Source organism: Nonomuraea basaltis (assembly GCF_005893125.1).
GTDB lineage: Bacteria > Actinomycetota > Actinomycetes > Streptosporangiales > Streptosporangiaceae > Nonomuraea > Nonomuraea basaltis.
In genome coordinates this window covers 1-19,300 of record NZ_VCJS01000233.1, presented here as the reverse complement: position 1 = coordinate 19,300, position 19,300 = coordinate 1, and the positions used below count along the sequence as shown (strand labels likewise).

The following is a 19,300-nucleotide window of genomic DNA, read 5'->3' as shown; positions in this document are numbered from 1 at the left end:
GCCACCACCCCCGCCGCCGCCACCGGACCCCGGACGGGGACTCGGACCGGGCTTGGGACCCGGACCCGGACGGGCGGCCGGACCAGGTCGCGGACCTGGGGCCGGACGAGCGGGCGCGCCGCCGCTCTCGAATCGCGCCGGCGGCGCCTGAGGCGTCTCACCGCGAGGGGCCTCAGGCTCCTGCTGCTGGTGAGGCATGGGCACCGGCGGGCGCGGCTGACCGCCGCCTGCGGGACCCGGCCGCGGACCGGGCTTGGGACCCGGACCCGGACGCGGAGGAGATGGAATCGACGCCTGCGGGGCGCCGTTGCCGGCTTGGCTGTCCGCCGGCCGTGGAGCAGCCCTTGGCGGCTGCGGCTTGTTGGACGGCGTGCCGCCGCCCCTCGAGGGCCCACCCTTCGATGCGCCCAGAGCTTCGGTGAGCCTGCGGACCACCGGCGCTTCGATGGTCGAGGACGCCGAACGGACGAACTCTCCCATCTCTTGGAGCTTGGCCATGACGACCTTGCTCTCTACGCCGAACTCCTTAGCGAGCTCGTATACCCGGACCTTCGCCACTACACTCCCTAACTCGGCCCGGGAGGCTGGCTTGTGCCGTCCGGACCGTCGCTACCTTGACGTCTTCATCGCCGCGTGCTCATCAGGCGCTCATAGCAATCTGACTCCGCCCATCAACTCGGCGTCCTACATGACATTTCGTGGTTCTCCTTCCAGGTGAGCCCGCACGCGCGAGACGTCAAGCGGCCCCGGCACGCGAAACGCGCGCGGAAGCGCTCGGCGACGCTCGGCAAGCTCCAGACAGCTCATGGACGGATGCAGCGATGCACCCCGGCCAGGAAGCCGTCCTCGCAGGTCAGGGACCACATGATCCTCGACCCGCACCAGGCGGAGCAGCTCGGACTTAGCCGTGCGAACCCTGCAGCCCACACAGGTGCGCTGTGGGGCCGCGTGGCCACCATATTCCAGCTTACCGTGTTGACGCATCTACGGAACCGGCGGCATCTTCCGCTTGTGTATCGGGCCGGATGTCGATCCGCCATCCCGTCAGCCGTGCGGCGAGCCGGGCGTTCTGCCCCTCTTTCCCGATGGCCAGCGAGAGCTGGTAGTCGGGCACGGTCACCCGCGCGACGCGTCCCTCGAGATCGAGAACCTCGACATGTGAAACACGTGCCGGTGACAGGGCATTCCCGACGAACTCCCCGGGGTCCTCCGACCAGTCGATGATGTCGATCTTCTCACCGTGCAGCTCGGCCATCACGCTACGCACGCGCGAGCCCATCGGCCCGATGCACGCGCCCTTGGCGTTGACGCCCGGCTTGCGCGACCTGACCGCGATCTTCGTACGGTGCCCCGCCTCGCGCGCCACCGCGGCGATCTCGACGGTCCCGTCGGCGATCTCCGGCACCTCGAGGGCGAACAGCTTCTTCACCAGCCCGGGATGCGTGCGCGACAGGCTGACAGAGGGGCCCTTGTGGCCCTTCTTCACCTGCACCACGTAGGCGCGGATGCGCTCGCCGTGCACATATTCCTCGCCGGGGACCTGCTCGGCGTGCGGCAGCACGGCCTCGATCTTGCCGAGGTCGACCAGCACCACGCGCGGGTCCCTGCCCTGCTGGATGACGCCGGAGACCAGCTCGCCCTCGCGGCTGGCGAACTCACCGAAGTTGATCTCGTCTTCGGCGTCGCGCAGCTGCTGCAGGATGACCTGCTTGGCAGTGGTCGCCGCGATCCTGCTGAAGTTGTTGGGCGTGTCGTCGTACTCCCTGACGACGTCGCCCTGCTCGTCGAGCTCGGCCGCCCAGATCGTGACGTGACCGCTGCTCCTGTCGATCTCGGCCCGCGCCTTCGAGGCCGCTCCCTCGGTGCGGATGTAGGCGATCAGCAGCGCGTCCTCGATCGCCTTGACCACCAGGTCGAAGGAGATGTCCTTTTCGCGTTCCAGGCTGCGCAGGACGCTCATGTCGATGTCCACGGCGGCTCCCCCTAGCCTTCGTCGCCGTCGACGTCGTCGATCCGGCGGAATTCCACCTGCACCCGTCCACGGGCCAGGTCCTCGTAATCAAACCGGCGCGCGGCGCCTGCGACGTCGAGGTCGACGCCGCTCTCGTCCGCCGCCACGATCCGGCCCTCCACCACGGTGCCGTCCCTCATCTCGGCCTTCACCAGCCGTTTGGCGGCACGCCGCCAGTGGCGGGGCTCGGTGAGAGGGCGGTCGACGCCCGGCGATGAGACCTCGAGCGTGTAAGCCGCCTGGCCCATCGCGTCGTCGCCGTCCAGCGCCGCCGAGACGGCCTGGCTCACGTCGGCCACGTCGTCGAGACTCACGCCGCCGTCCCGGTCGACGATCACGCGCAGCAGGCGTCTCTTTCCTGCCTGGGTGACCGTGATGTCCTCCAGGTCGAGACCCTCCGCGCTGACCACGGGCTCCAGGAGCTTCATCAGGTGGTCGCGGGGTGATGCGCTGCCCATATCGACCTCCCCTATTGTCATGTCATGTCTCAGCCGGGCGGACCTCGCCTCTGGCTCTCCGCCGCCTGGCCGCTCAGCCAGCGACGACAGTTGACACCCTATCCGTATGGGGGCACAGAAAGAGCGCCACTCGTCACGGTCGAATGGCGAGCGTCGCCTGACGGCGATCGCGGGCACCAGCCCGTACGATGCTATCTGGGTCCGTACTTAATGGAGGTCTCTGCTCGTGCGCCCGCGTCACCTCTCCCGGCGAATCTTGCTGGCGGGCGGAGCGGCCGCTCTCACCGCATGCAGCGCGTCCGGCCCGCCACAACCGTCCGCCCCGGCCCCGGACTCCCCGGAGACGCTCCTGCTGAAGGAGCTGATCGCCGAGAAAGAACGGACGATCGGGCTCTATTCATCCCTGATCGCGGGCGGGGCGCAGAAGCTTGTTCCGTTCCGGGACCGCCACCAGGCTCATCTGAACGAGCTGCGCAAGCTCGTCGCGGCCACCGCCTCCCCCACCGCGTCCACGTCGCCCTCGCCGTCCGCCACCGCCGCGAAGAAGGCGTCGCTGTCGCGGCTGCGGGACCTCGAGCGCAAGGCGGCGGCGCTGCGGCCGCGCCAGCTCGCGAACGTCTCGCCCGGCGTGGCGCAGCTGATCGCCAGCATCGGGGCCTGCGAGGCCGCCCACGCCGCCGCCTTGCCGAGGTCGCTGTGAACGCGAACGACCGCCGGGCCGCCGTGGAAGACAGCGGGATCGCCGTGAACGACCGCGCGACCGCCGTCAACGACGGCGCGACCGCCCTGAACGACCTCGGGACCCTCGTGAGCGGCCGCCGGACCGCCGCGGCCGTGAGCGGTGACGACGTCGAGAAGCTGCGCAAGGCGCTGGCTGCGGAGCACGCGGCGCTGTTCGCGTACGGGCTGCTGGGGGCACGGACCTCCGGGTCGCTGCGGGCCAGGATGACCGCGGCCTTCGACGCCCACCGGGCGCGCCGCGACCAGCTGCGCGGGCTCATCACGACACGTGGCGGCCGCCCGGTCGAGCCCGACGCGTCCTACGCGCTGCCGTTCTTCCCCGCCAACGCCACGCAGGCCGCCAAGCTGGCGGTGCACCTGGAGACCGGCGTCACGGCCGCCTACCTGGAGCTGGCGGCCGCGCAGGACGTGTCGCTGCGCCGCTACGCCGCGCTGGCCATGCAGGAGGCCACGACCCGCTCCTACTCCTTCCGCCCCTCCCAGCCTCCCGCGTTCCCCGGCATGCCGGTACAGGGCGGAGATTGAAGCGCTCTCCAGCTGAAGGGCTGGAGATTCCCGCCTACCTTGCGGTGGCGGGCTTGACGCGGCGAGCGCGCCTGACGACTGCCCTCCCGGCAGCCGGGACGAGCGCGAGGCCCGTCCGGTACAGGTGCAAGATGTTGCGGGCGGCGTTGTGGTCGGCGTTGCCCGACCATCCGCAGCCTTCGTTCTTGCACGCGAACTCGGCCTGACTCTCCCGGCTGCCTGAGGTGGTGAACCCGCAGGCTGAGCAGCGTTGGGAGGTGCCGGGGGCGGGAACCTTGTGCAGGGTGCCGCCGTAGCGTGTGGCCTTGTAGGTCAGCATCGTCACAGTGCGGCCCCATGCCTCCTGGCTGATGGCGCGGTTCAGTCCGGACTTTTGAGCGATGTTCTTGCCTGGGTTGTCGACGGTCCCCTTGGCACTCTTGGTCATGTTCGTGATGGGCAGGGCTTCCACCACGATGATGCCGTAGGCGCGGGCGATGCCGGTGGTGGTCTGGTGCTGCCAGTCGATCGCCCGGCGCTTGGCTCTTGCCCGCACGCTCGCGATCTGGTCGTAGGTGGCCCGCAGCCGGCGCGAGGTGCGCTGGCCCGGCTTGCGGAAGCTCTTGCAGTGGGCGGCCCTGCGCTCCAGTGTGAGCAGCTTGGCCTGTTCGTTGGTGGTCAGCCAGGCGTTCGGCTTGTCTTTGGTGGACCTCCACTGCTCGTGGGTGTGGTGGTTGCCGTCGGAGAGGGCCAGCGGCACGCTCACGCCGACGTCGATGCCGACGTGCGGCCCCTGGTGGGGCTCGGGCTTGGGGTTGAGAGTCTGGACGCGGAAGGCGATGTGCCAGCCGAGCGGATCCTTGACCAGCCGGGCACCGGTGATCCGGTTGCCGGTGGTTGCCTTCTTCCCTACGGGAAGGTCCTTGGTCCAGCGGAACCGGACCCGCCCGACCTTGGGAATGGTGACCATGCCCCAGCGGCGGTGCACCCGCGTGATCTGCAGGTCGCGGCCCTGCGGGATGTCCACCGACATCACCGTGCGCGAGCGGGCTTTGAAGGTTGGTTGGTCGGCCCGGCCTTCCCAGTGGTTCTTCCATGCCTGGAAGTAGGTCTTGAGCACCTGTTGCGCGGCCTGGGCGGGCAGGAAGGCCAGCCAGTCGATGTCGTTGCGGGCCTGTCGGATCGCCGCGTCGGCCGCGGCGAGGGACCTGCGGCACTTCGGCAGCATCGTCCACCAGTCGTGCAGCAGATTCCACAGCGCACGGGCCGCATGCGCCTGGGTGTCGATGAGCCGAGCCTGCGCGGGTGTCAGCGCCAGCCGGGCGCGGTGCCCGAACTGCCGCTTCTCCAGGCCGGGTTCCTTGGCCGGAGTGGGTGCGAGCCGCGGTTGCACCACCGGGAGCAGGTCTTGCTCTGTGGTGGTGGAGCGGCGGATCGCCATCGAGCACCTCCTGTCACAGAACCATCACACACCGCAATACTACCTACTGTTACCGAGGTTTTCCATAGTGTTTTCGAATGGAGGGGTGGCGTTATCTCTTGGTCCTGAAGTACCAGGTCTCCACGCTGCAATACTGATGAAGTCCTTGGCCTTCTGGCCCGGTTCGCATTTCGCCTGGCAGCTGCGCCGGAGCACGGCTGACCGTCATAGGCCAGCACATCGACAACCAGCAGCGCCCTTTCTGACGCTCGACGGCGGCCACCGGGTGCGCGCAATGGCATAGCAAAGCCACAGCCTGGCCCGGTCCTGGGGTGCGCCGTGCCTGCCCCCGAGCGACCTTCAGGGTCGTGGGGCCGGGTTCGTCAGCCCCGTACTGGATGACGACAAAATAGCGATCATAGTGCTTGATCAGGAGGTGCGACCGGCGGGCGGGTTCTACGTGCAGGGGCGCCGACCGGGTCCCTACGTGCGAGACCCGGTGTGCGGCAGTACCCGGGCGGGGCGTCAGCCGGTGGCGGCGGTGATGCGGTCCGCGGCCTCGGTGAGGGGGATTTCCGACTTCTCGCCCGAGACTCGGTCGCGGAGTTCGACCACGCCCTGGGACAGGCCGCGTCCGACCACCACGATCGTCGGCACGCCCAGCAGCTCGGCGTCCTTGAACTTCACGCCGGGCGACATCTGCGCCCGGTCGTCCACCAGGACGCGCAACCCGCGCGACTCCAGTTCGGCCCCCAGTCGCAGGGCCGCCTCCACCTGGTTTTCCTTGCCGGTGGCGACGATGTGGACGTCGGCGGGGGCGACCTCGCGGGGCCACACCAGCCCGAGCGGGTCGTGGGCCTGCTCGGCGATGACCGCCACGGCACGCGAGACGCCGATGCCGTAGGAGCCCATCGTGATGCGGATGGGCTTGCCGTCGGGGCCGAGGGCGTCGAGGCCGGCGGCGTCGGCGTATTTGCGGCCGAGCTGGAAGATGTGGCCGATCTCGATGCCGCGGTCGATGGACAGGTCCGAGCCGCAGCGGGGGCAGGAGTCGCCGGCGCGCACCTCGGCGGCCTCGATCGTGCCGTCCGGGGTGAAGTCGCGGCCCGCGACCACGTTGGCGGCGTGCTTGCCCGGCTCGTTGGCGCCGGTCACCCAGGAGGTGCCGGTGACCACGCGGGGGTCGACGAGGTAGCGGATGCCCAGCTCGCGCAGAACCTGCGGCCCGATGTAGCCGCGGAGGAGGCCGGGATGCCTGGCGAAGTCGGCGGCCTCGAAGATGGCGGGCTCGCCGGGCGACAGCGCCGCCTCCAGGCGCTTGAAGTCGACCTCACGGTCGCCGGGCACGCCGATGACCAGCGTCTCGATCTTGTCGGAGCCCGGCGTCGCGACCTTGACGACGACGTTCTTCAGCGTGTCGGCGGCGGTGATGGACAGGCCGTGATGCTCGTTGACGTACGACACCAGGGTGTCGATGGTCGGGGTGTCGGGGGTGTCCATGACGCGCAGGGGCGCCACGTCGTCGTACGAGCGGGCGGCCGGGACGGGCGTGGTGACGGCCTCGGCGTTGGCCGCGTAGCCGCACGAGTGGCAGGCCACGAACGTGTCCTCGCCGGTGGGCGTGGGCGCGAGGAACTCCTCCGACGCCGACCCGCCCATGGCCCCCGACTGCGCGAACACGATCTTGTAGCGGATGCCGAGCCGGTCGAAGGTCCGGATGTACGCCTCGCGGTGCTGCTCGTAGGAGCGCTTGAGCCCGTCGTCGTCGAGGTCGAAGGAGTAGGAGTCCTTCATCAGGAACTCGCGGCCGCGCAGGATGCCCGCCCTGGGCCTGGCCTCGTCGCGGTATTTGGTCTGGATCTGGTAAAGGGTGACCGGATAGTCCTTGTAGGAGGAGTATTCGCCCTTGACCATGTCGGTGAAGAGCTCCTCATGCGTGGGGCCGAGGAGGTAGTCGGCGCCCTTGCGGTCCTGCAGCCGGAACAGCGTGGCGCCGTATTCGGTCCAGCGGCCGGTGGCCTCGTAGTATTCGCGGGGCAGCAGGGCGGGGAAGAGCACCTCTTGGGCGCCCATCCGGTTCATCTCCTCGCGGACGATCCTGGTGACGTTCTCCAGCACCAGCTTGCCGAGGGGCAGCCAGGAGTAGATGCCGGGCGCCACGCGGCGGACGTAGCCGGCGCGGACCAGGAGCTTGTGGCTCGGCACTTCCGCGTCTGCCGGGTCGTCCCGCAGGGTGCGAAGAAACAACGACGACATGCGCAGCAACACGGCTACTCCTTGCTCGAACCTGGATGCGGAGAACTACAGGCTATCGACTCGGGGCGGCCGCGCGCTCCGGCTTATCTCCCTGGCCCGTTTCGCCGGCTCGTTTCGCTGCGGCCAAGCCGGCTTGTGTCGCTGCGGCCAAGCCGGCTTGTGTCGCTGCGGCCAAGCCGGCTTGTGTCGCTGCGGCCAAGCCGGCTTGTGTCGCTGCGGTCACACCGCCGAGCGGAGCCCGGCTCCCCTGCGGTCAGACCGCCAGGGGGATCCAGCCCGCCACGAAGGCTCCCAGGCCGACCGTGAACAGGCCCGAGAAGACCGCCGACAGTGCCAGCGCGCGGACCCGCGCACGCGCGTTCCTGCGCAGCAGGAGCACCAGCGCGACGGACAGCAGCCCGACCACCATGGCGGGCACCGGCCAGAACGACCGCTCGCTGCCGATGAACCCGGGCGTCGCCCGCTCCACGACGTCCGCGATCAGCGCGGCGCCGACCGCGCCGGCAGCCAGGTCGCCCCAGCCGTCGTTCCTGCGGGTGACGTACGCCAGCAGGCCGAGGCCGACGAGCAGGGCGAGGGTCCAGTTGAGCCCGGCGGCGCTGCCGCCGATGACGTCGAAGGCGAGGTCGCCGCGCACCGCACTCCCGCCCAAGGCCGCGACCAGCATGGACACCGCCGCCAGGAACGTCGTCAGCAGCGCCCATCCGAACCCCGACGCGCTGACCCCGACGGCCAGCGTCAGGGCGAGATAGACGTACGGCTCGTAGAGGTGGCCGACCCAGCCCGGACCGCGGCCGGAGATGAGCATGCCGACGAGGCCCACGGCCAGTCCCCCCAGGAAGGCCGCGACCAGATGGCGTTCGATGCCGCGCTGCCGCCGGTCGTACTCGGCGAAGTCGGCATAGTCGATGGCGGTGTTGTTCATCTCCATTTTCCTGGTCAACCCTTGCCCGGTTATCTCTAGGGATGGCCACGACCAGATTATGCAAACCTCACAAAAAGGCAAATTTCGGGCATAACTCTATCAAGGCAAGCAATCGCTTGGTTAGCATGTGCCCGTGTCGCTACCCGATGAGCTCCGCGCCGTTGTCCGCGACTATCTCGCCGGCCGTCCAGCTGCGTCGTGGCAGGAGTTCGCACGCGACGTGGGGGTCGCGGGACTGCTCGTCCCCGAGGAGTACGGCGGAGCGGGCTGCGGACCGGCCGAGATGGCCGCCGTGGCGGAGGAGCTGGGCCGGGTGCTGTCTCCGCATCCCTTCCTTCAGTCGGCCGTGATGGCCGTCGAGGCGGCGATCGCGTGCGGGGCCGCTCACCTCCTGCCGGCGCTCGCCGAGGGGGCGGCGACCGCGACCGTGGTGCTGCCGGAGGACGGTGACCTGCGGCTGGAGGGCGAGCTGCTCACGGGTGTCGTTCCGTACGCGCTGGAGGGCGAGCTGGTGCTCGTCTACGTCGATGAGCTGCTGGTCGAGGCCGTGCCCACGCGGCGGGAGCCGCACCCGACGATGGACGAGAGCCGGCCGCTGGCCCGGCTGATCTTCGAGAGCGTCCCGGTACGGCGGCTCGGCGACGGCTCATCGCAGGCCCGCGTGCGTGACCTCGGCATCGCGGCGCTGGCCGCCGAGCAGGTGGGCGGGGCCCAGCGCTGCCTGGAGATGGCGGTCGAGCATGCCAAGGGCCGGCGGCAGTTCGGGCGGCCGATCGGGTCGTTCCAGGCGATCAAGCACAAGCTGGCCGACGTGCTGCTCCTGGTGGAGTCGGCCAGGTCGGCGGCCGGGGCGGCGGCCCGGGACGGGGTGTTCGCGGCGATCGCGGGGTCGTACTGCACGGAGGCGTATCTGGCGGCGGCGGGCGAGAACATCCAGGTCCACGGCGGGATCGGGGTCACCTGGGAGCATCCGGCGCACCGCTATCTCAAGCGGGCCACGTCCGACGCGCAGCTCTTCTGCCCGCCCCAGACCCACCGCGCCCGGCTCGCGGAACGAATTTTCGGCAACGGTGGGGCCCGTCCAGCGACCCACCGCAGGTAGCGGGAGGTCCGCACCTAGCCGCCGAGCAGTTCTTCCCAGGGGTGGCGGGCGTTGGTGCGGCGGGTGGTGTCGAGGGCCTCGGCCAGGCGCCAGAACCGCGGGCTCGCGCGTACGGTGACCCGCCCCATCGGGTCGATCGCACGCAGCTCGAACCGCACGCCCATCACGTCGAGCACCGCCGAGCCGTCGCCGCCGGGACCCGCCTCGGCGACGAGCGAGCCCTCGAGGCCGGGGTCGCACACCTGATCGGCCAGCAGGGCGGCCACCTCGGAGGCGTACGGCCCGTCGCGCCACTCGATGTGCCAGCCGTGGTCCGCCCCGCGCCACCAGGTCAGGTCGCGGCACGACTCGATGAAGTCGGCCTCGGTCGCGAGCGCGGCCATCACCCGGCCGAACGCCTCATACCCGCGAGCACTCGTGAGCGAGAGATCGTCATCGCCGTCATCGGGGACCGCGCCATCCTTCGGCCGCCGCAACGCGTGCTTTCGCTTCACAGGCACTCACTCTGATCGCGCCCGCGCCCTTCCCGCAAGTCTTTGCTGCTGATACTCTCTACCAAGCGAGCGCTTGGTTCACTACTTTGCCGGAGGCGCGATGACGTCCCTACGGATCAGCCTGGGGTATGAGCTGGAGGTCCGCGGTCGCACCCGCGAAGTCGAGCAGCAGGCGTTCCAGAACGTGATCGACCAGGTCGTGCTGGGCGATCGGCTGGGCTTCGACACGGCCTGGTTCGTGGAGCACCACTTCACCAGAGGCTTCTCCCACTCCTCCGCCCCCGACCTGGTCCTGGCGGCCATCTCCCAGCGCACCGAGCGCATCCACCTCGGGCTGGGCGTGGTGCTCCTGCCGTTCCAGTCCCCGATCCGCACCGCGGAGCGCGTCGCCACGCTCGACGTGCTGAGCCGCGGGCGGGTGGAGTTCGGGACCGGGCGCGGGGCCTCACCGCTGGAGTATCAGGCCTTCCAGCGGCCGTTCGAGAAGTCGCGGCAGATCTGGGAGGACTCACTGGAGGCGACGCTGGCCATCTGGCGCGCCGACGGCGAGCCGATCAGCCGGTCGAACGAGTTCTTCGAGATCCCCGACGTGGCCGTGTACCCGCGGCCGGCGCAGGAGCCGCATCCGCCGGTATGGGTGGCCTCCACGTCGCTGGAGGGATATCTGGCGGCGGCCAGGCACGGGTACAACCTGCTCGGCATGACGATGCTCAAGGGCATCGACGACGTTGCCGCCGACATCGCGAAATATCGGGAATGTCTGGCGGAGCACGGCTTCGACCCGGCGAGCCGCCGCGTCGCCCTCATGATCCCCTGGTTCGTCGCGCCAACGCGCGAGGAGGCCAACGCCACGGCCGCCGACCCCGTCCTGTGGTACATCCGGCGCCAGGTCAACCTCGTCACCCCGCCCGACTACTACGACGCCCGCCACGCCACCCACCGCGTGCTGGGGCAACTCGCGGCCGGGCTGCCGCCCGACGAGTCCATGGCCACGCTGCGGGAGCACCTCATGGTGGTGGTGGACGACGTGGAGGGCTCGCGCAAGGCCCTGGCCAGGATCGCCGAGGCCGGCGCCACGGATCTCATCATCCAGGCCCAGGTCGGCGGGCTGGCGCACGAGCGGGTGTGCAAGTCGATGACGCTGTTCATGACCGAGGTGGTGCGCTGATGGCCATGTTCACCGCCGAGAGGGCCACATCCGGGGCGGTGGCCTGATGGCGCGCTGGCTGACCCGCGACGATCTTGGGGCCGCCGCCCGTTCCGCGGAAGGGCTCCTGCTGGTCTCCCCCGACGTGTCGAGCGTCTACCCGCTGGGCCCGGACGACCGTACGGCCGCCGCCGAGCTGACCGGTACGGCGCTGCGGGCGGCCGGGGTCGGCGAGCGGGACCGCGTCGTGGTGGCACTCGCCGAGCCCGCGGGCGCGCTCTGGACCGCCGCCGCGGCCGACGTGGCGCAGGCCGCCGCGAACCTCGGGCCGCGCGGCCGGATGCGCCTGCACCACGCGCTGTCCGAGCTCAAGGCCACCACACTGGTCGCCACCCCGACGGGCGCGATGGACTTCCTGGCCCGCCTGCACCTGGAGTTCCTCCTGGACCCGCTGGACCTCGGGCTCAGGAACATCGTGCTGACCGGCGAGATCGCCTCGAAACGGACGATCGGCCACTTGGCGGGCGAGTTCGCGGCGCGGGTCACGGAGGTGTACGCCAGCCCGTTCGGCGGCGGGGCACTGGCGTGGCGGGCGGCCGAGGAGGACCCGCTCACGCCGCTCGCGGACGGCATGCTGGGCCTGGCGGCACTCGCCAAGGACGAGCTCGGCCCCGGGTCGGGGATGGCCGAGCTGGTCGTCACCCCGTACGGGCACTCGACGCTCGGCGACGCCGTGCTCAGGACCGGGCAGGTGGCCAGGCCGGGCGGCGCCGGCATACCCGCGCCCGTCCACACCGTGGGCGAGCACGTGCTGGTCAGAGGCGTCTGGCTGGCGCTGCCGCGGATCGACAAGGCGCTGTCGAAGATCGACGGCGTGGCCGGCTGGGAGCTCGCGATCAGCAGGCAGGGCACGCTGGACGCGGCCGTGCTCACGGTGACGTTCAGCCGGGAGAGCCTGGTCGGCAACCCCATGTGGCGCTCCAGGATCCAGCAGGCCGTCCAGGCGCTGACCCCCATGTCGATCAACGTGGAGATCGCCCAGGACGTCTCCGACACGCCCCGCCCGGGCACGGTGAACGACCTGCGCGGCCACCACCTGGGCAGGGACCGGGCTCTCATCACCTAGGGGCGACGATGGCACCGATGCCGGACTGGGGGACGCTCCCCCGCATGCTGCGCGACCAGGCCGAACACCACCCCGGCACCACGGTGATCGACGAGGGCGGCACGCGGGTGACGATGTCCGAGCTGCGGGCCGCGGCCGCCGAGATCGCCCGCGGCCTCATCGCTCTGGGCGTCGCGCCCGGCGACCGGGTGGCGATGTGGGGGCTGAACTCGGCGTACTGGGTGGCGCACGCGTTCGGGATCTGGGACGCGGGCGCGGTGATCGTGCCGCTCTCGTCCCGGTACAAGGGCATCGAGGCCGCCCAGCTGATCGAGAAGACCGGCGCGAAGGTGCTGATCACCGGCGCAGGACCGACGGCCGTCCCGCTGGCCGGCCTGCTCCCGCCACTGCCCGGCCTCCGCCACACCATCGTCCCCCCGGCGTCGGAGCTGCGCGCGATGAGCACGCGGGTCTCCGCCCGGGAGGCCGAGGACCGGGCGCTCGCCATCCGCCCCGACGACCTGTGCGAGATCATGTCCACGTCGGGCACCACCGGCGCCCCCAAGGGCGTGATGCTGGACCACGCCCAGGTGCTGCGCGGCTACTGGGACTGGTCCGAGATCGTCACCCTGGACGAGCACGACCGCTACCCGGTCATCGCCCCGTTCAGCCACGGGTTCGGGCTGAACGCCGGGCTCGTCGCCTGCGTGCTGCGCCGGGCCACGATGCTGCCGATCCCGATCTTCACCCCGGACGCCCTCATGTCGCTGATCTCGTCGGCTCGCGTCACCATCCTGGCCGGACCGCCCACGCTCTTCCACCGGATCCTGGACGAGCTGGAGCGCGGCTACCGGGACGTGTCGTCGCTGCGCGTGGCCATCTGCGGCGCCGCCGCCGTGCCGGCGACGCTGATCACCCGGCTGGTCGAGTGGGTCGGCCTGGAACGGATGATCAACGCGTACGGGCTGATGGAGGGCACGGTCGTCTCCATGACCAGGGCCGGCGACCCCATCGAGGTGATCGCCGGCACGACCGGAAGGCCCGTACCGGGCATCGAGGTCAAGATCGCCGATGACGACGGCAAGGAGGTCGCCACCGGCGAGCGCGGCGAGATCCTGCAGCGCGGCTACGGCGTGATGCGCGGCTACTGGGACGATCCCGCCAGGACGGCCGAGGCGATCGCCGCGGACGGCTGGCTGCATACGGGCGACATCGGCGTGCTGGACGAGCGCGGGAACCTCGCCATCGTGGACCGCAAGAAGGAGCTCTACATCGTCAACGGCTTCAACGTCTCCCCCGCCGAGGTCGAGTCGCTCCTCCTGCGCGAGGGGTCGCTGGCGCAGGCCGCGGTCATAGGCGTGCCCGACCCGGCCACCGGCGAGGCGGGCGTGGCGTACGTGGTCCCCCGGCCGGGCGCGACGGTCACCGCCGAGGCGCTGACCGACTGGGCGAAGGCCAACATGTCCAACTACAAGGTCCCCAAGCGGATCGTGGTCGTCGGCTCCCTCCCGACCAATGTCAACGGCAAGATCGACAAGCTCGCTCTCCGCGAACGTACGACGTGATTCGATACGGGACGAAGAGGGCCGCGCGCTGCCTCCCGAGAACCACGGTGAGATGCTTCTCCGCTCAGAGGCGGTGATGAAGGGCTACGTTGGCAACAGCACCGATCAGACGGTTTTCTCCAGGGACGGGTTCGTCCGCACCGGCGACCGGGGATACTTCGACCACATCGGCCGGTTGTATCTGGTAGGACGCGTGCCCCGGGCAGCCGGGTCTTAGGAGGCAGCGTGGCGTTGCGTGTGGCGGTCATCGGGTCGGGCCCCGCCGGGATCTACACGGCCGAGGCCCTGGTCAAGCAGTCGGCTGAGCCCGTGCAGGTCGATGTGCTCGAACGCCTGCCGACCCCGTACGGGCTGGTCAGGTACGGCGTCGCGCCCGACCACACCTCGATCAAGTCGATCGCGAACTACCTGCGGAGGGTGCTGGAGCTGCCCGAGGTGCGCTTCCTCGGCGGCGTCACGCTCGGCGACCACCTGTCCGTCGAGGACCTGCTGGGCCGCTACGACGCGGTGGTCTACTGCACGGGGGCGATGATCGACAGGAAGCTCGGCATCCCCGGCGAGGACCTGCCCGGCAGCGTGGCCGCGACCGACTTCGTCAACTGGTACTGCGGGCACCCCGACGTCGATCCCGACCGGTTCACGCTCGACAGCTCCGAGGTCGCGGTGATCGGTGTCGGCAACGTGGCCGTGGACGTCGTCCGCGTCCTGGCCAAGACCTCCGACGAGCTGCGCAGCACGGACGTGCCGCACGACGTGCTCGAACGCCTCTCCGAAAGCCAGGTGAAGGCCATCCACATGGTCGGCCGCCGCGGCCCCGAGCACGCCAAGTTCACCCTGAAGGAGCTGCGCGAGCTGGGCGAGCTGGCCAACGCCGACGTCTGCGTACGCCCCGAGGAGGCCGTCGTCCTCGGCGGCGACTTCCCGCGCCAGGTCCAGGGCAACATCAAGGTCCTGCAGTCGTGGTCCGCCCGTGAGCCCGTCGGCCGCCCGCGCCGCCTCGACGTGCGCTTCTGGCTGCGGCCCGTGGAGATCCTCGGCACCGAGCGGGTCGAGGGGCTCAAGCTCGAACGCACCCGCCTGTCGGAGGAGGGCCGGGTGGTGGGCACGGGCGAGTTCGAGACGCTGCCCGTCGGCATGGTGCTGCGCTCGGTCGGCTACCAGAGCGTGCCGCTGCCCGGGGTGCCGTTCTCGGATCGGACCATGACGGTGCCGAACGAGGCCGGGCGGGTACGCGACCGCGAATACGTGGCGGGCTGGCTCAAACGCGGACCCACCGGGGTCATCGGCACCAACAAGTCCGACGCGGCGGAAACGGTCCGCACGCTCCTCGCCGATCTGGAGGGGCGCGAACGCGTCGATGCCGGGCCGATCGAGGCGCTGCTGGCCGAGCGGGACGTGCGGCCGGTGACGTACGAGGAGTGGCTGGCGATCGAGGCGGCGGAGGCCGAGCTGGCCAGGACGCTCGGCCGCGGCGAACGCGTCAAGCTCGCCGGACTGGAGGCCATGCTCCGTGCCTGCCGTTCCTGACCTGCGGGTCACCTTGGGAGAGGGGCTCGTGCCGCCCGGGTTCGCCGCGGCGTACCGCGCCCAGCAGGCCCGTTACCCCGCGACGGCCGCCGGGTGGCAGCCGGTCCACACCGTCTACGTGCCGGCCGACCGGTTCTCCGCCCGTACGGTCGGCGAGTGGCGTGATCAGGCGTTGTCCCTGGTCAAGGCGCATCTGGCCGGTCCCGATGAGCTGGCCGAGGTCTTCGGGACGCCGGGCCTGCTGGCCGCGGCCGTCCACGAGAAGGTGCTGATCAAGCTCGCGCACGAGCCGATCGAGGACCTGCGCGTGGACTTCGAGGACGGGTACGGCATGCGGCCGGACCCGGTCGAGGACGGGCACGTCGAGCAGGCCGCCGAGGCGGTGGCCGCGCTGCACGCCGCCGGGGAACTGCCGCGGCGGTGGGGGCCGCGGGTGAAGTCGTTCGCGGACGGGGATCCCGGGCGGGCCGTGCGGACGCTCGACGGGTTCGTCACGGGGGTGGTCGATCGGGTCGGGGAGCTGCCGGCCGGGTTCACGGTCACGTTTCCGAAGGTGCTGATGGAGGAGTACCTGGGGCAGTTCGCGGACGTGCTGGAACGGCTGGAGGCGGGGCCGGCCGCCCGGCCGGGAGCGGCGCCCGGCGGGAGGCCGGGGTCGAGGCTCGGTGGGCGGCTGCGGTTCGAGATGCAGGTGGAGGCGCCGCAGACGCTGCCCTTCCTGCGTGCCGAGCTGGCCGAGTCGCTGGGCGGGCGGCTGGCGGCGGCGCATTTCGGCGTGTTCGACTACACGGCCGCGCTCGGGCTGCCGCCGCACGAGCAGCGGCTCGATCATCCGGCCTGCGACCACGCCCGGCATGTCATGCAGACCGCGTTCGCCGGTACGGGGGTCGAGCTCTCGGACGGGTCACTTGCCGCCTCGCCCGCCTCCGAGCGGGCGGACGACGTACACATGCTGTGGCGGCGGCACGCCGACCTGGTCGGGCACTCGCTGCGGCACGGCTTCTACCAGGGGTGGGACATGCATCCGTCGCACCTGGTGAGCCGGTTCGCCACCGTCTACGCCTTCCACCTGGCCGACTACGACGCCTACCGGGAGCGGGTCAGCGCGTGGGAGGAGCAGCGGGAGGCCGGGGGCGGCGTCATGGACGAGCCCGCCACGATCCGTACCATCGCCGCCGCCCTCCGCCGCGCCGACGCCGCCCTGCCCTGACCGGCAAGCCTCCCTTGAGGTCGTACCGGCGATGGATGCGAGGCTGGGCCTCCATCCGGCCAGGCCCCGGGCGGTGGGTCAGTCGCGTTCGACCAGGGCGCGCCACTGGCGTACCATGCGCCACTCCACCGGGTCCGACCAGCTCGCCCGGACCGCGGACCCGACGTGAAAAGCGCGGATGCCGTAGTCGAGCAGCGGCGGTACGTGCGCCGGCTTCAGGCCCCCGCCGGCCAGGACGATCGAGCCGTCGCCCGCCTCGGCCCTCGCCCGTAACACCGGCAGGCCCGTCCCCACCCCGGCAGGCGATCCCGAGGTCAGCACAGTGGCGAGATTGGGCAGCAGGCGCACGGCCCGCCAGGACGCCTGGATGTCGGCCGCGTGGTCGACGGCCCGGTGGAAGGTCCACGGCAGCGGGGACACGGCGTGGATGAGCGCCTCGGTGGCCGCGAGATCGACCGCGCCCGCCCTGTCCAGGAACCCGAACACGAACCCGGCCGCCCCGGCCTGCGCCAGTGCCTTGGCGTCGCGGCCCAGCCGCTGCAGCACGTCCGGATCGGCGGAGAAGTTGGCGTCGCAGCGGAGCATCACCATCTGGGGGAGCGGGCATTCCGCGGCGATCGCGGCAACCGTCTCCGGGGAGGGGGTCAGCCCGTCGGCCGCCATGTCGGCGACGACCTCCAGCCGGTCGGCTCCGCCCTGTTCGGCGGCCACGGCGTCGCGCACGTTGAGCGCGATCACCTCGAGCAGGGATCCGGTCATGCAGCAGAGGTTATATGGTGATCTGCGCCTTTGGGCCGTGATGTGCCCTGCCACCTGGGCGGAAGCATGCACCGGAAGGGATGGCCGCGATGATCATTCCGTGTATGTTCCGCAAGGGTACGTTGTGGATCACGATGACAGTGCCTCCTCGATACGTTGGTTGGCAACCTCGCGCTGGCCGTCGATGCACTTGGCGTAGGTCTTGAGCAACATCGCCACGGTGTGCCCGGCCCGCTCGGCGACTTCGGGAGTATGCACGCCGGCGTTGAGCCACAGCGACAGCGCTGCGTGTCTCAGGTCATAGGGGAAACCGGCCAGCGGGGAAGCGACCTGCTCGGGCGTGAGGGCGAGGGCACGGGCCTGCCGCCACACTTCGCAGTAGGCCGAGACAGCTACCGTGCCACCGCCGCGGGTGTAGAAGAGCCGACCGTCGGGAGCTGTGTCGAATGACTTGATGTGATCGCACAGGATCGCGACCAGCTCCGGCGGGATCGGCACCGGGCGAGTCTCGTCATCATCTCGGTGTTTGAGACCCCGGACATCGTAGGAGCGTCCGGTGTCGGTGTACCGCCTCTTCGTCTGAGGCCGACTTTCGACCAGGGTGATCAGCCCCCACCCCTCGGCCGGCAAGACACAGTCCTGCTCGCGCAGCCCGAGCGCTTCGCCCGGGCGCAGACCGGCGAAGTACATGCACGCGAACATCGCCGCCAGCATCGGCCCACGCGTCCGCCCCACGTAGGTCACCGCGATCAGCAACTCTCGCGCCTGGCGGGGGTTGACCACCACGCGCCGGTCGACCGCCGCGTTCAACTTGGGAGGTCTCCACTTGACTCGATCCAGCGGGTTGATTGTCAAGTTGAGGTGCCCTAGATCTTCCGGACAGCTCCCCAACTAGGGTTGGGGTGACCGGAAGGAAGCAGTAGTTGGCACGACGTAAGGGCCCGTACTCGCAGGCGTTCAAGGATGAGGCCGTCCGCATGGTGCTGGATGGGGATCGTCCGGTGTCGCATGTCGCCCGGGAGTTGGACATCCACGACACCACCCTGCATAACTGGGTGAAGGCTTGGCGGCGGGAGCACGGAGGCGTGGCGCCGGCCGCTCCGGGGAAGAGCGGGGAAAAGAGCGAGCGGGAACTCGAACTGGAGCGTGAGAACCGGGATCCAGATTGACTACCGCACCTATGACTGCCCGGAGCTGGGCCCGTGGCGGTTGCAGCACTCGGGGGTGGCCGCCAAGAACGGCTTGTGGGAGATCCATTACGACCCCTACGACCTGTCGCAGGTGTTCGTACGCACGCCGGACGGCTGGGTGAGCGCCCCGTGGACGCACCTGCCGATGGTCGCGGCGCCGTTTGCGGATTTCACCTGGCGCTACGCCCGCCACCTGGCCGCCGAGGCCGGGCTGGACGACACCAACGAGACCGTGGTGGCGCGGGTGCTGGACGCATTGCTGACTCGGGCTCAGGCCGGTCCGGCCGACGACGGGGATGGGCTTTTGGACGGTGCCGGGGCGCGCGTCGTGGCACGCACGATCGTTGGCGCGGCAGCTCACCGCCCTCCGGCGTTGGAGCCTGCCGGCACGCAATCGCCCGAGCTGCCCGAGGCGGTGGAGGAGTCCGGCGAGGCGCTGACCGGCACGGTGGTCCCGCTGGGGATCTTCGACGCGGAAGCGGAAGCGGAAAGGTGGATATGACGCGCGGTTTCGACCCCTGGCCGGCCCTTTCCGACGCGACCGGCGGAGGCGACGATGAGGTTCCTCCTGATGCGCCGCTGACCACCAAGGAAGGCTGGCGGCTCTTCGTCGACTACCAGCCGACCCCACCAGTGCTGCTTTCCGCTGACCAACTGCTGGCGCTGTCGCGTCGTGAACGCGCCGCCTATGACGAGGCCGGGGGGGACCTGCACTGGAGCCGTTTCGTACGGTAAGCGCCTTCCCGCAGGTTGAGTGGGGTTCAAGATCTGGACTTATGGCGTGTTTCCGAGTGCGAGACCTGCCTGCCGCGGCTGAGTGAATCGCAGCATGTTGCCGGAGGGATCGAGGAAGGCGCAGTCGCGGACGCCGTCGGGCTGGTTGATC

The 19,300-nt window shown here is 70.4% G+C and carries 22 protein-coding genes; 12 read left to right on the top strand and 10 right to left on the bottom strand.

The window, feature by feature from the left end:
- From EJK15_RS78110 to rimP, 4 genes are all read right to left on the bottom strand, one after another.
- Positions 1–558: translation initiation factor IF-2 N-terminal domain-containing protein (locus tag EJK15_RS78110; RefSeq protein WP_171075139.1), on the bottom strand; the 558-nt coding region annotated here is incomplete at its 3' end.
- 126 nt (positions 559–684) lie between these two features.
- On the bottom strand, positions 685–984 hold the full coding sequence (locus EJK15_RS56545; RefSeq protein WP_138718714.1) for a YlxR family protein: 300 nt from the start codon (positions 982–984) through the stop codon (positions 685–687).
- Positions 968–1,972 (bottom strand): transcription termination factor NusA, encoded by a 1,005-nt coding sequence (nusA, locus tag EJK15_RS56540; protein WP_138718713.1) that lies wholly within the window; start codon positions 1,970–1,972, stop codon positions 968–970. The genes EJK15_RS56545 and nusA overlap by 17 nt, the downstream gene beginning before the upstream one ends.
- An 11-nt stretch (positions 1,973–1,983) precedes the next feature.
- Positions 1,984–2,469, bottom strand: a complete 486-nt coding sequence (rimP, locus tag EJK15_RS56535; RefSeq protein WP_138718712.1) for a ribosome maturation factor RimP — start codon at positions 2,467–2,469, stop codon at positions 1,984–1,986.
- Positions 2,470–2,695: 226 nt separating this feature from the next.
- On the opposite strand from rimP, the gene EJK15_RS75545 reads away from it, so the two are divergent.
- Both EJK15_RS75545 and EJK15_RS75540 read left to right on the top strand, forming a co-directional pair.
- A complete protein-coding gene (locus tag EJK15_RS75545) occupies positions 2,696–3,169 on the top strand; it encodes a hypothetical protein (RefSeq protein WP_240777850.1) in 474 nt (157 codons plus the stop codon).
- A complete protein-coding gene (locus EJK15_RS75540) occupies positions 3,166–3,735 on the top strand; it encodes a ferritin-like domain-containing protein (RefSeq protein ID WP_240777849.1) in 570 nt (189 codons plus the stop codon). The genes EJK15_RS75545 and EJK15_RS75540 overlap by 4 nt, the downstream gene beginning before the upstream one ends.
- A gap of 34 nt (positions 3,736–3,769) precedes the next feature.
- Here the strand turns inward: EJK15_RS75540 and EJK15_RS56525 are convergent, their stop codons facing one another.
- The 3 genes from EJK15_RS56525 to EJK15_RS56515 form a co-directional block, all read right to left on the bottom strand.
- Complete coding sequence (locus EJK15_RS56525) at positions 3,770–5,155, bottom strand: RNA-guided endonuclease InsQ/TnpB family protein (RefSeq protein ID WP_206061776.1); 1,386 nt, start codon at positions 5,153–5,155, stop codon at positions 3,770–3,772.
- 504 nt (positions 5,156–5,659) lie between these two features.
- A complete protein-coding gene (locus EJK15_RS56520) occupies positions 5,660–7,402 on the bottom strand; it encodes a proline--tRNA ligase (protein WP_138718710.1) in 1,743 nt (580 codons plus the stop codon).
- A 241-nt stretch (positions 7,403–7,643) separates the two neighbouring features.
- Entirely contained in the window at positions 7,644–8,315 is a 672-nt protein-coding gene (locus tag EJK15_RS56515) for a hypothetical protein (RefSeq protein ID WP_138718709.1), read from the bottom strand.
- Between the two features lie 133 nt (positions 8,316–8,448).
- Here EJK15_RS56515 and EJK15_RS56510 point away from each other — a divergent pair, with 133 nt between their 5' ends.
- Entirely contained in the window at positions 8,449–9,417 is a 969-nt protein-coding gene (locus tag EJK15_RS56510) for an acyl-CoA dehydrogenase family protein (RefSeq protein ID WP_138718708.1), read from the top strand.
- Between the two features lie 14 nt (positions 9,418–9,431).
- On the opposite strand, the gene EJK15_RS56505 is transcribed toward EJK15_RS56510, so the two are convergent.
- A complete protein-coding gene (locus EJK15_RS56505) occupies positions 9,432–9,911 on the bottom strand; it encodes a hypothetical protein (RefSeq protein WP_240777848.1) in 480 nt (159 codons plus the stop codon).
- A 100-nt stretch (positions 9,912–10,011) separates the two neighbouring features.
- Here EJK15_RS56505 and EJK15_RS56500 point away from each other — a divergent pair, with 100 nt between their 5' ends.
- The 6 genes from EJK15_RS56500 to EJK15_RS56475 all read left to right on the top strand — a co-directional run bounded on the left by EJK15_RS56500 (position 10,012) and on the right by EJK15_RS56475 (position 16,465).
- Entirely contained in the window at positions 10,012–11,079 is a 1,068-nt protein-coding gene (locus EJK15_RS56500; protein ID WP_138718706.1) for an LLM class flavin-dependent oxidoreductase, read from the top strand.
- A gap of 46 nt (positions 11,080–11,125) precedes the next feature.
- The gene (locus EJK15_RS56495) at positions 11,126–12,184 is read left to right on the top strand and encodes a phenylacetate--CoA ligase family protein (protein WP_138718705.1); all 1,059 of its coding nucleotides are present in this window, start codon (positions 11,126–11,128) and stop codon (positions 12,182–12,184) included.
- An 8-nt stretch (positions 12,185–12,192) separates the two neighbouring features.
- On the top strand, positions 12,193–13,728 hold the full coding sequence (locus EJK15_RS56490; RefSeq protein ID WP_240777847.1) for an AMP-binding protein: 1,536 nt from the start codon (positions 12,193–12,195) through the stop codon (positions 13,726–13,728).
- A 76-nt stretch (positions 13,729–13,804) separates the two neighbouring features.
- Positions 13,805–13,945, top strand: a complete 141-nt coding sequence (locus EJK15_RS77295) for a hypothetical protein (protein ID WP_338089950.1) — start codon at positions 13,805–13,807, stop codon at positions 13,943–13,945.
- Between the two features lie 8 nt (positions 13,946–13,953).
- On the top strand, positions 13,954–15,255 hold the full coding sequence (locus tag EJK15_RS56480) for an FAD-dependent oxidoreductase (RefSeq protein ID WP_240777845.1): 1,302 nt from the start codon (positions 13,954–13,956) through the stop codon (positions 15,253–15,255).
- A complete protein-coding gene (locus EJK15_RS56475; RefSeq protein ID WP_240777844.1) occupies positions 15,239–16,465 on the top strand; it encodes a DUF6986 family protein in 1,227 nt (408 codons plus the stop codon). Before EJK15_RS56480 ends, EJK15_RS56475 begins: the two co-directional genes overlap by 17 nt.
- 78 nt (positions 16,466–16,543) lie before the next feature.
- On the opposite strand, the gene EJK15_RS56470 is transcribed toward EJK15_RS56475, so the two are convergent.
- Both EJK15_RS56470 and EJK15_RS56465 read right to left on the bottom strand, forming a co-directional pair.
- Positions 16,544–17,224 carry a copper homeostasis protein CutC gene (locus EJK15_RS56470; RefSeq protein ID WP_138718703.1) on the bottom strand — a complete coding sequence of 227 codons (681 nt, stop codon included), beginning with the start codon at positions 17,222–17,224 and terminating at the stop codon, positions 16,544–16,546.
- 129 nt (positions 17,225–17,353) lie between these two features.
- Complete coding sequence (locus tag EJK15_RS56465; protein ID WP_171075138.1) at positions 17,354–18,034, bottom strand: tyrosine-type recombinase/integrase; 681 nt, start codon at positions 18,032–18,034, stop codon at positions 17,354–17,356.
- Between the two features lie 113 nt (positions 18,035–18,147).
- Here EJK15_RS56465 and EJK15_RS56460 point away from each other — a divergent pair, with 113 nt between their 5' ends.
- Genes EJK15_RS56460 through EJK15_RS56450 form a run of 3 tightly spaced genes read left to right on the top strand, consistent with a single transcriptional unit; the run spans position 18,148 to position 19,149 of the window.
- On the top strand, positions 18,148–18,393 hold the full coding sequence (locus tag EJK15_RS56460; RefSeq protein WP_138718701.1) for a transposase: 246 nt from the start codon (positions 18,148–18,150) through the stop codon (positions 18,391–18,393).
- Positions 18,371–18,916 carry a Mu transposase C-terminal domain-containing protein gene (locus EJK15_RS56455; RefSeq protein ID WP_138718700.1) on the top strand — a complete coding sequence of 182 codons (546 nt, stop codon included), beginning with the start codon at positions 18,371–18,373 and terminating at the stop codon, positions 18,914–18,916. The genes EJK15_RS56460 and EJK15_RS56455 overlap by 23 nt, the downstream gene beginning before the upstream one ends.
- The gene (locus EJK15_RS56450; RefSeq protein WP_138718699.1) at positions 18,913–19,149 is read left to right on the top strand and encodes a hypothetical protein; all 237 of its coding nucleotides are present in this window, start codon (positions 18,913–18,915) and stop codon (positions 19,147–19,149) included. The genes EJK15_RS56455 and EJK15_RS56450 overlap by 4 nt, the downstream gene beginning before the upstream one ends.
- Positions 19,150–19,300: the final 151 nt, after the last annotated feature.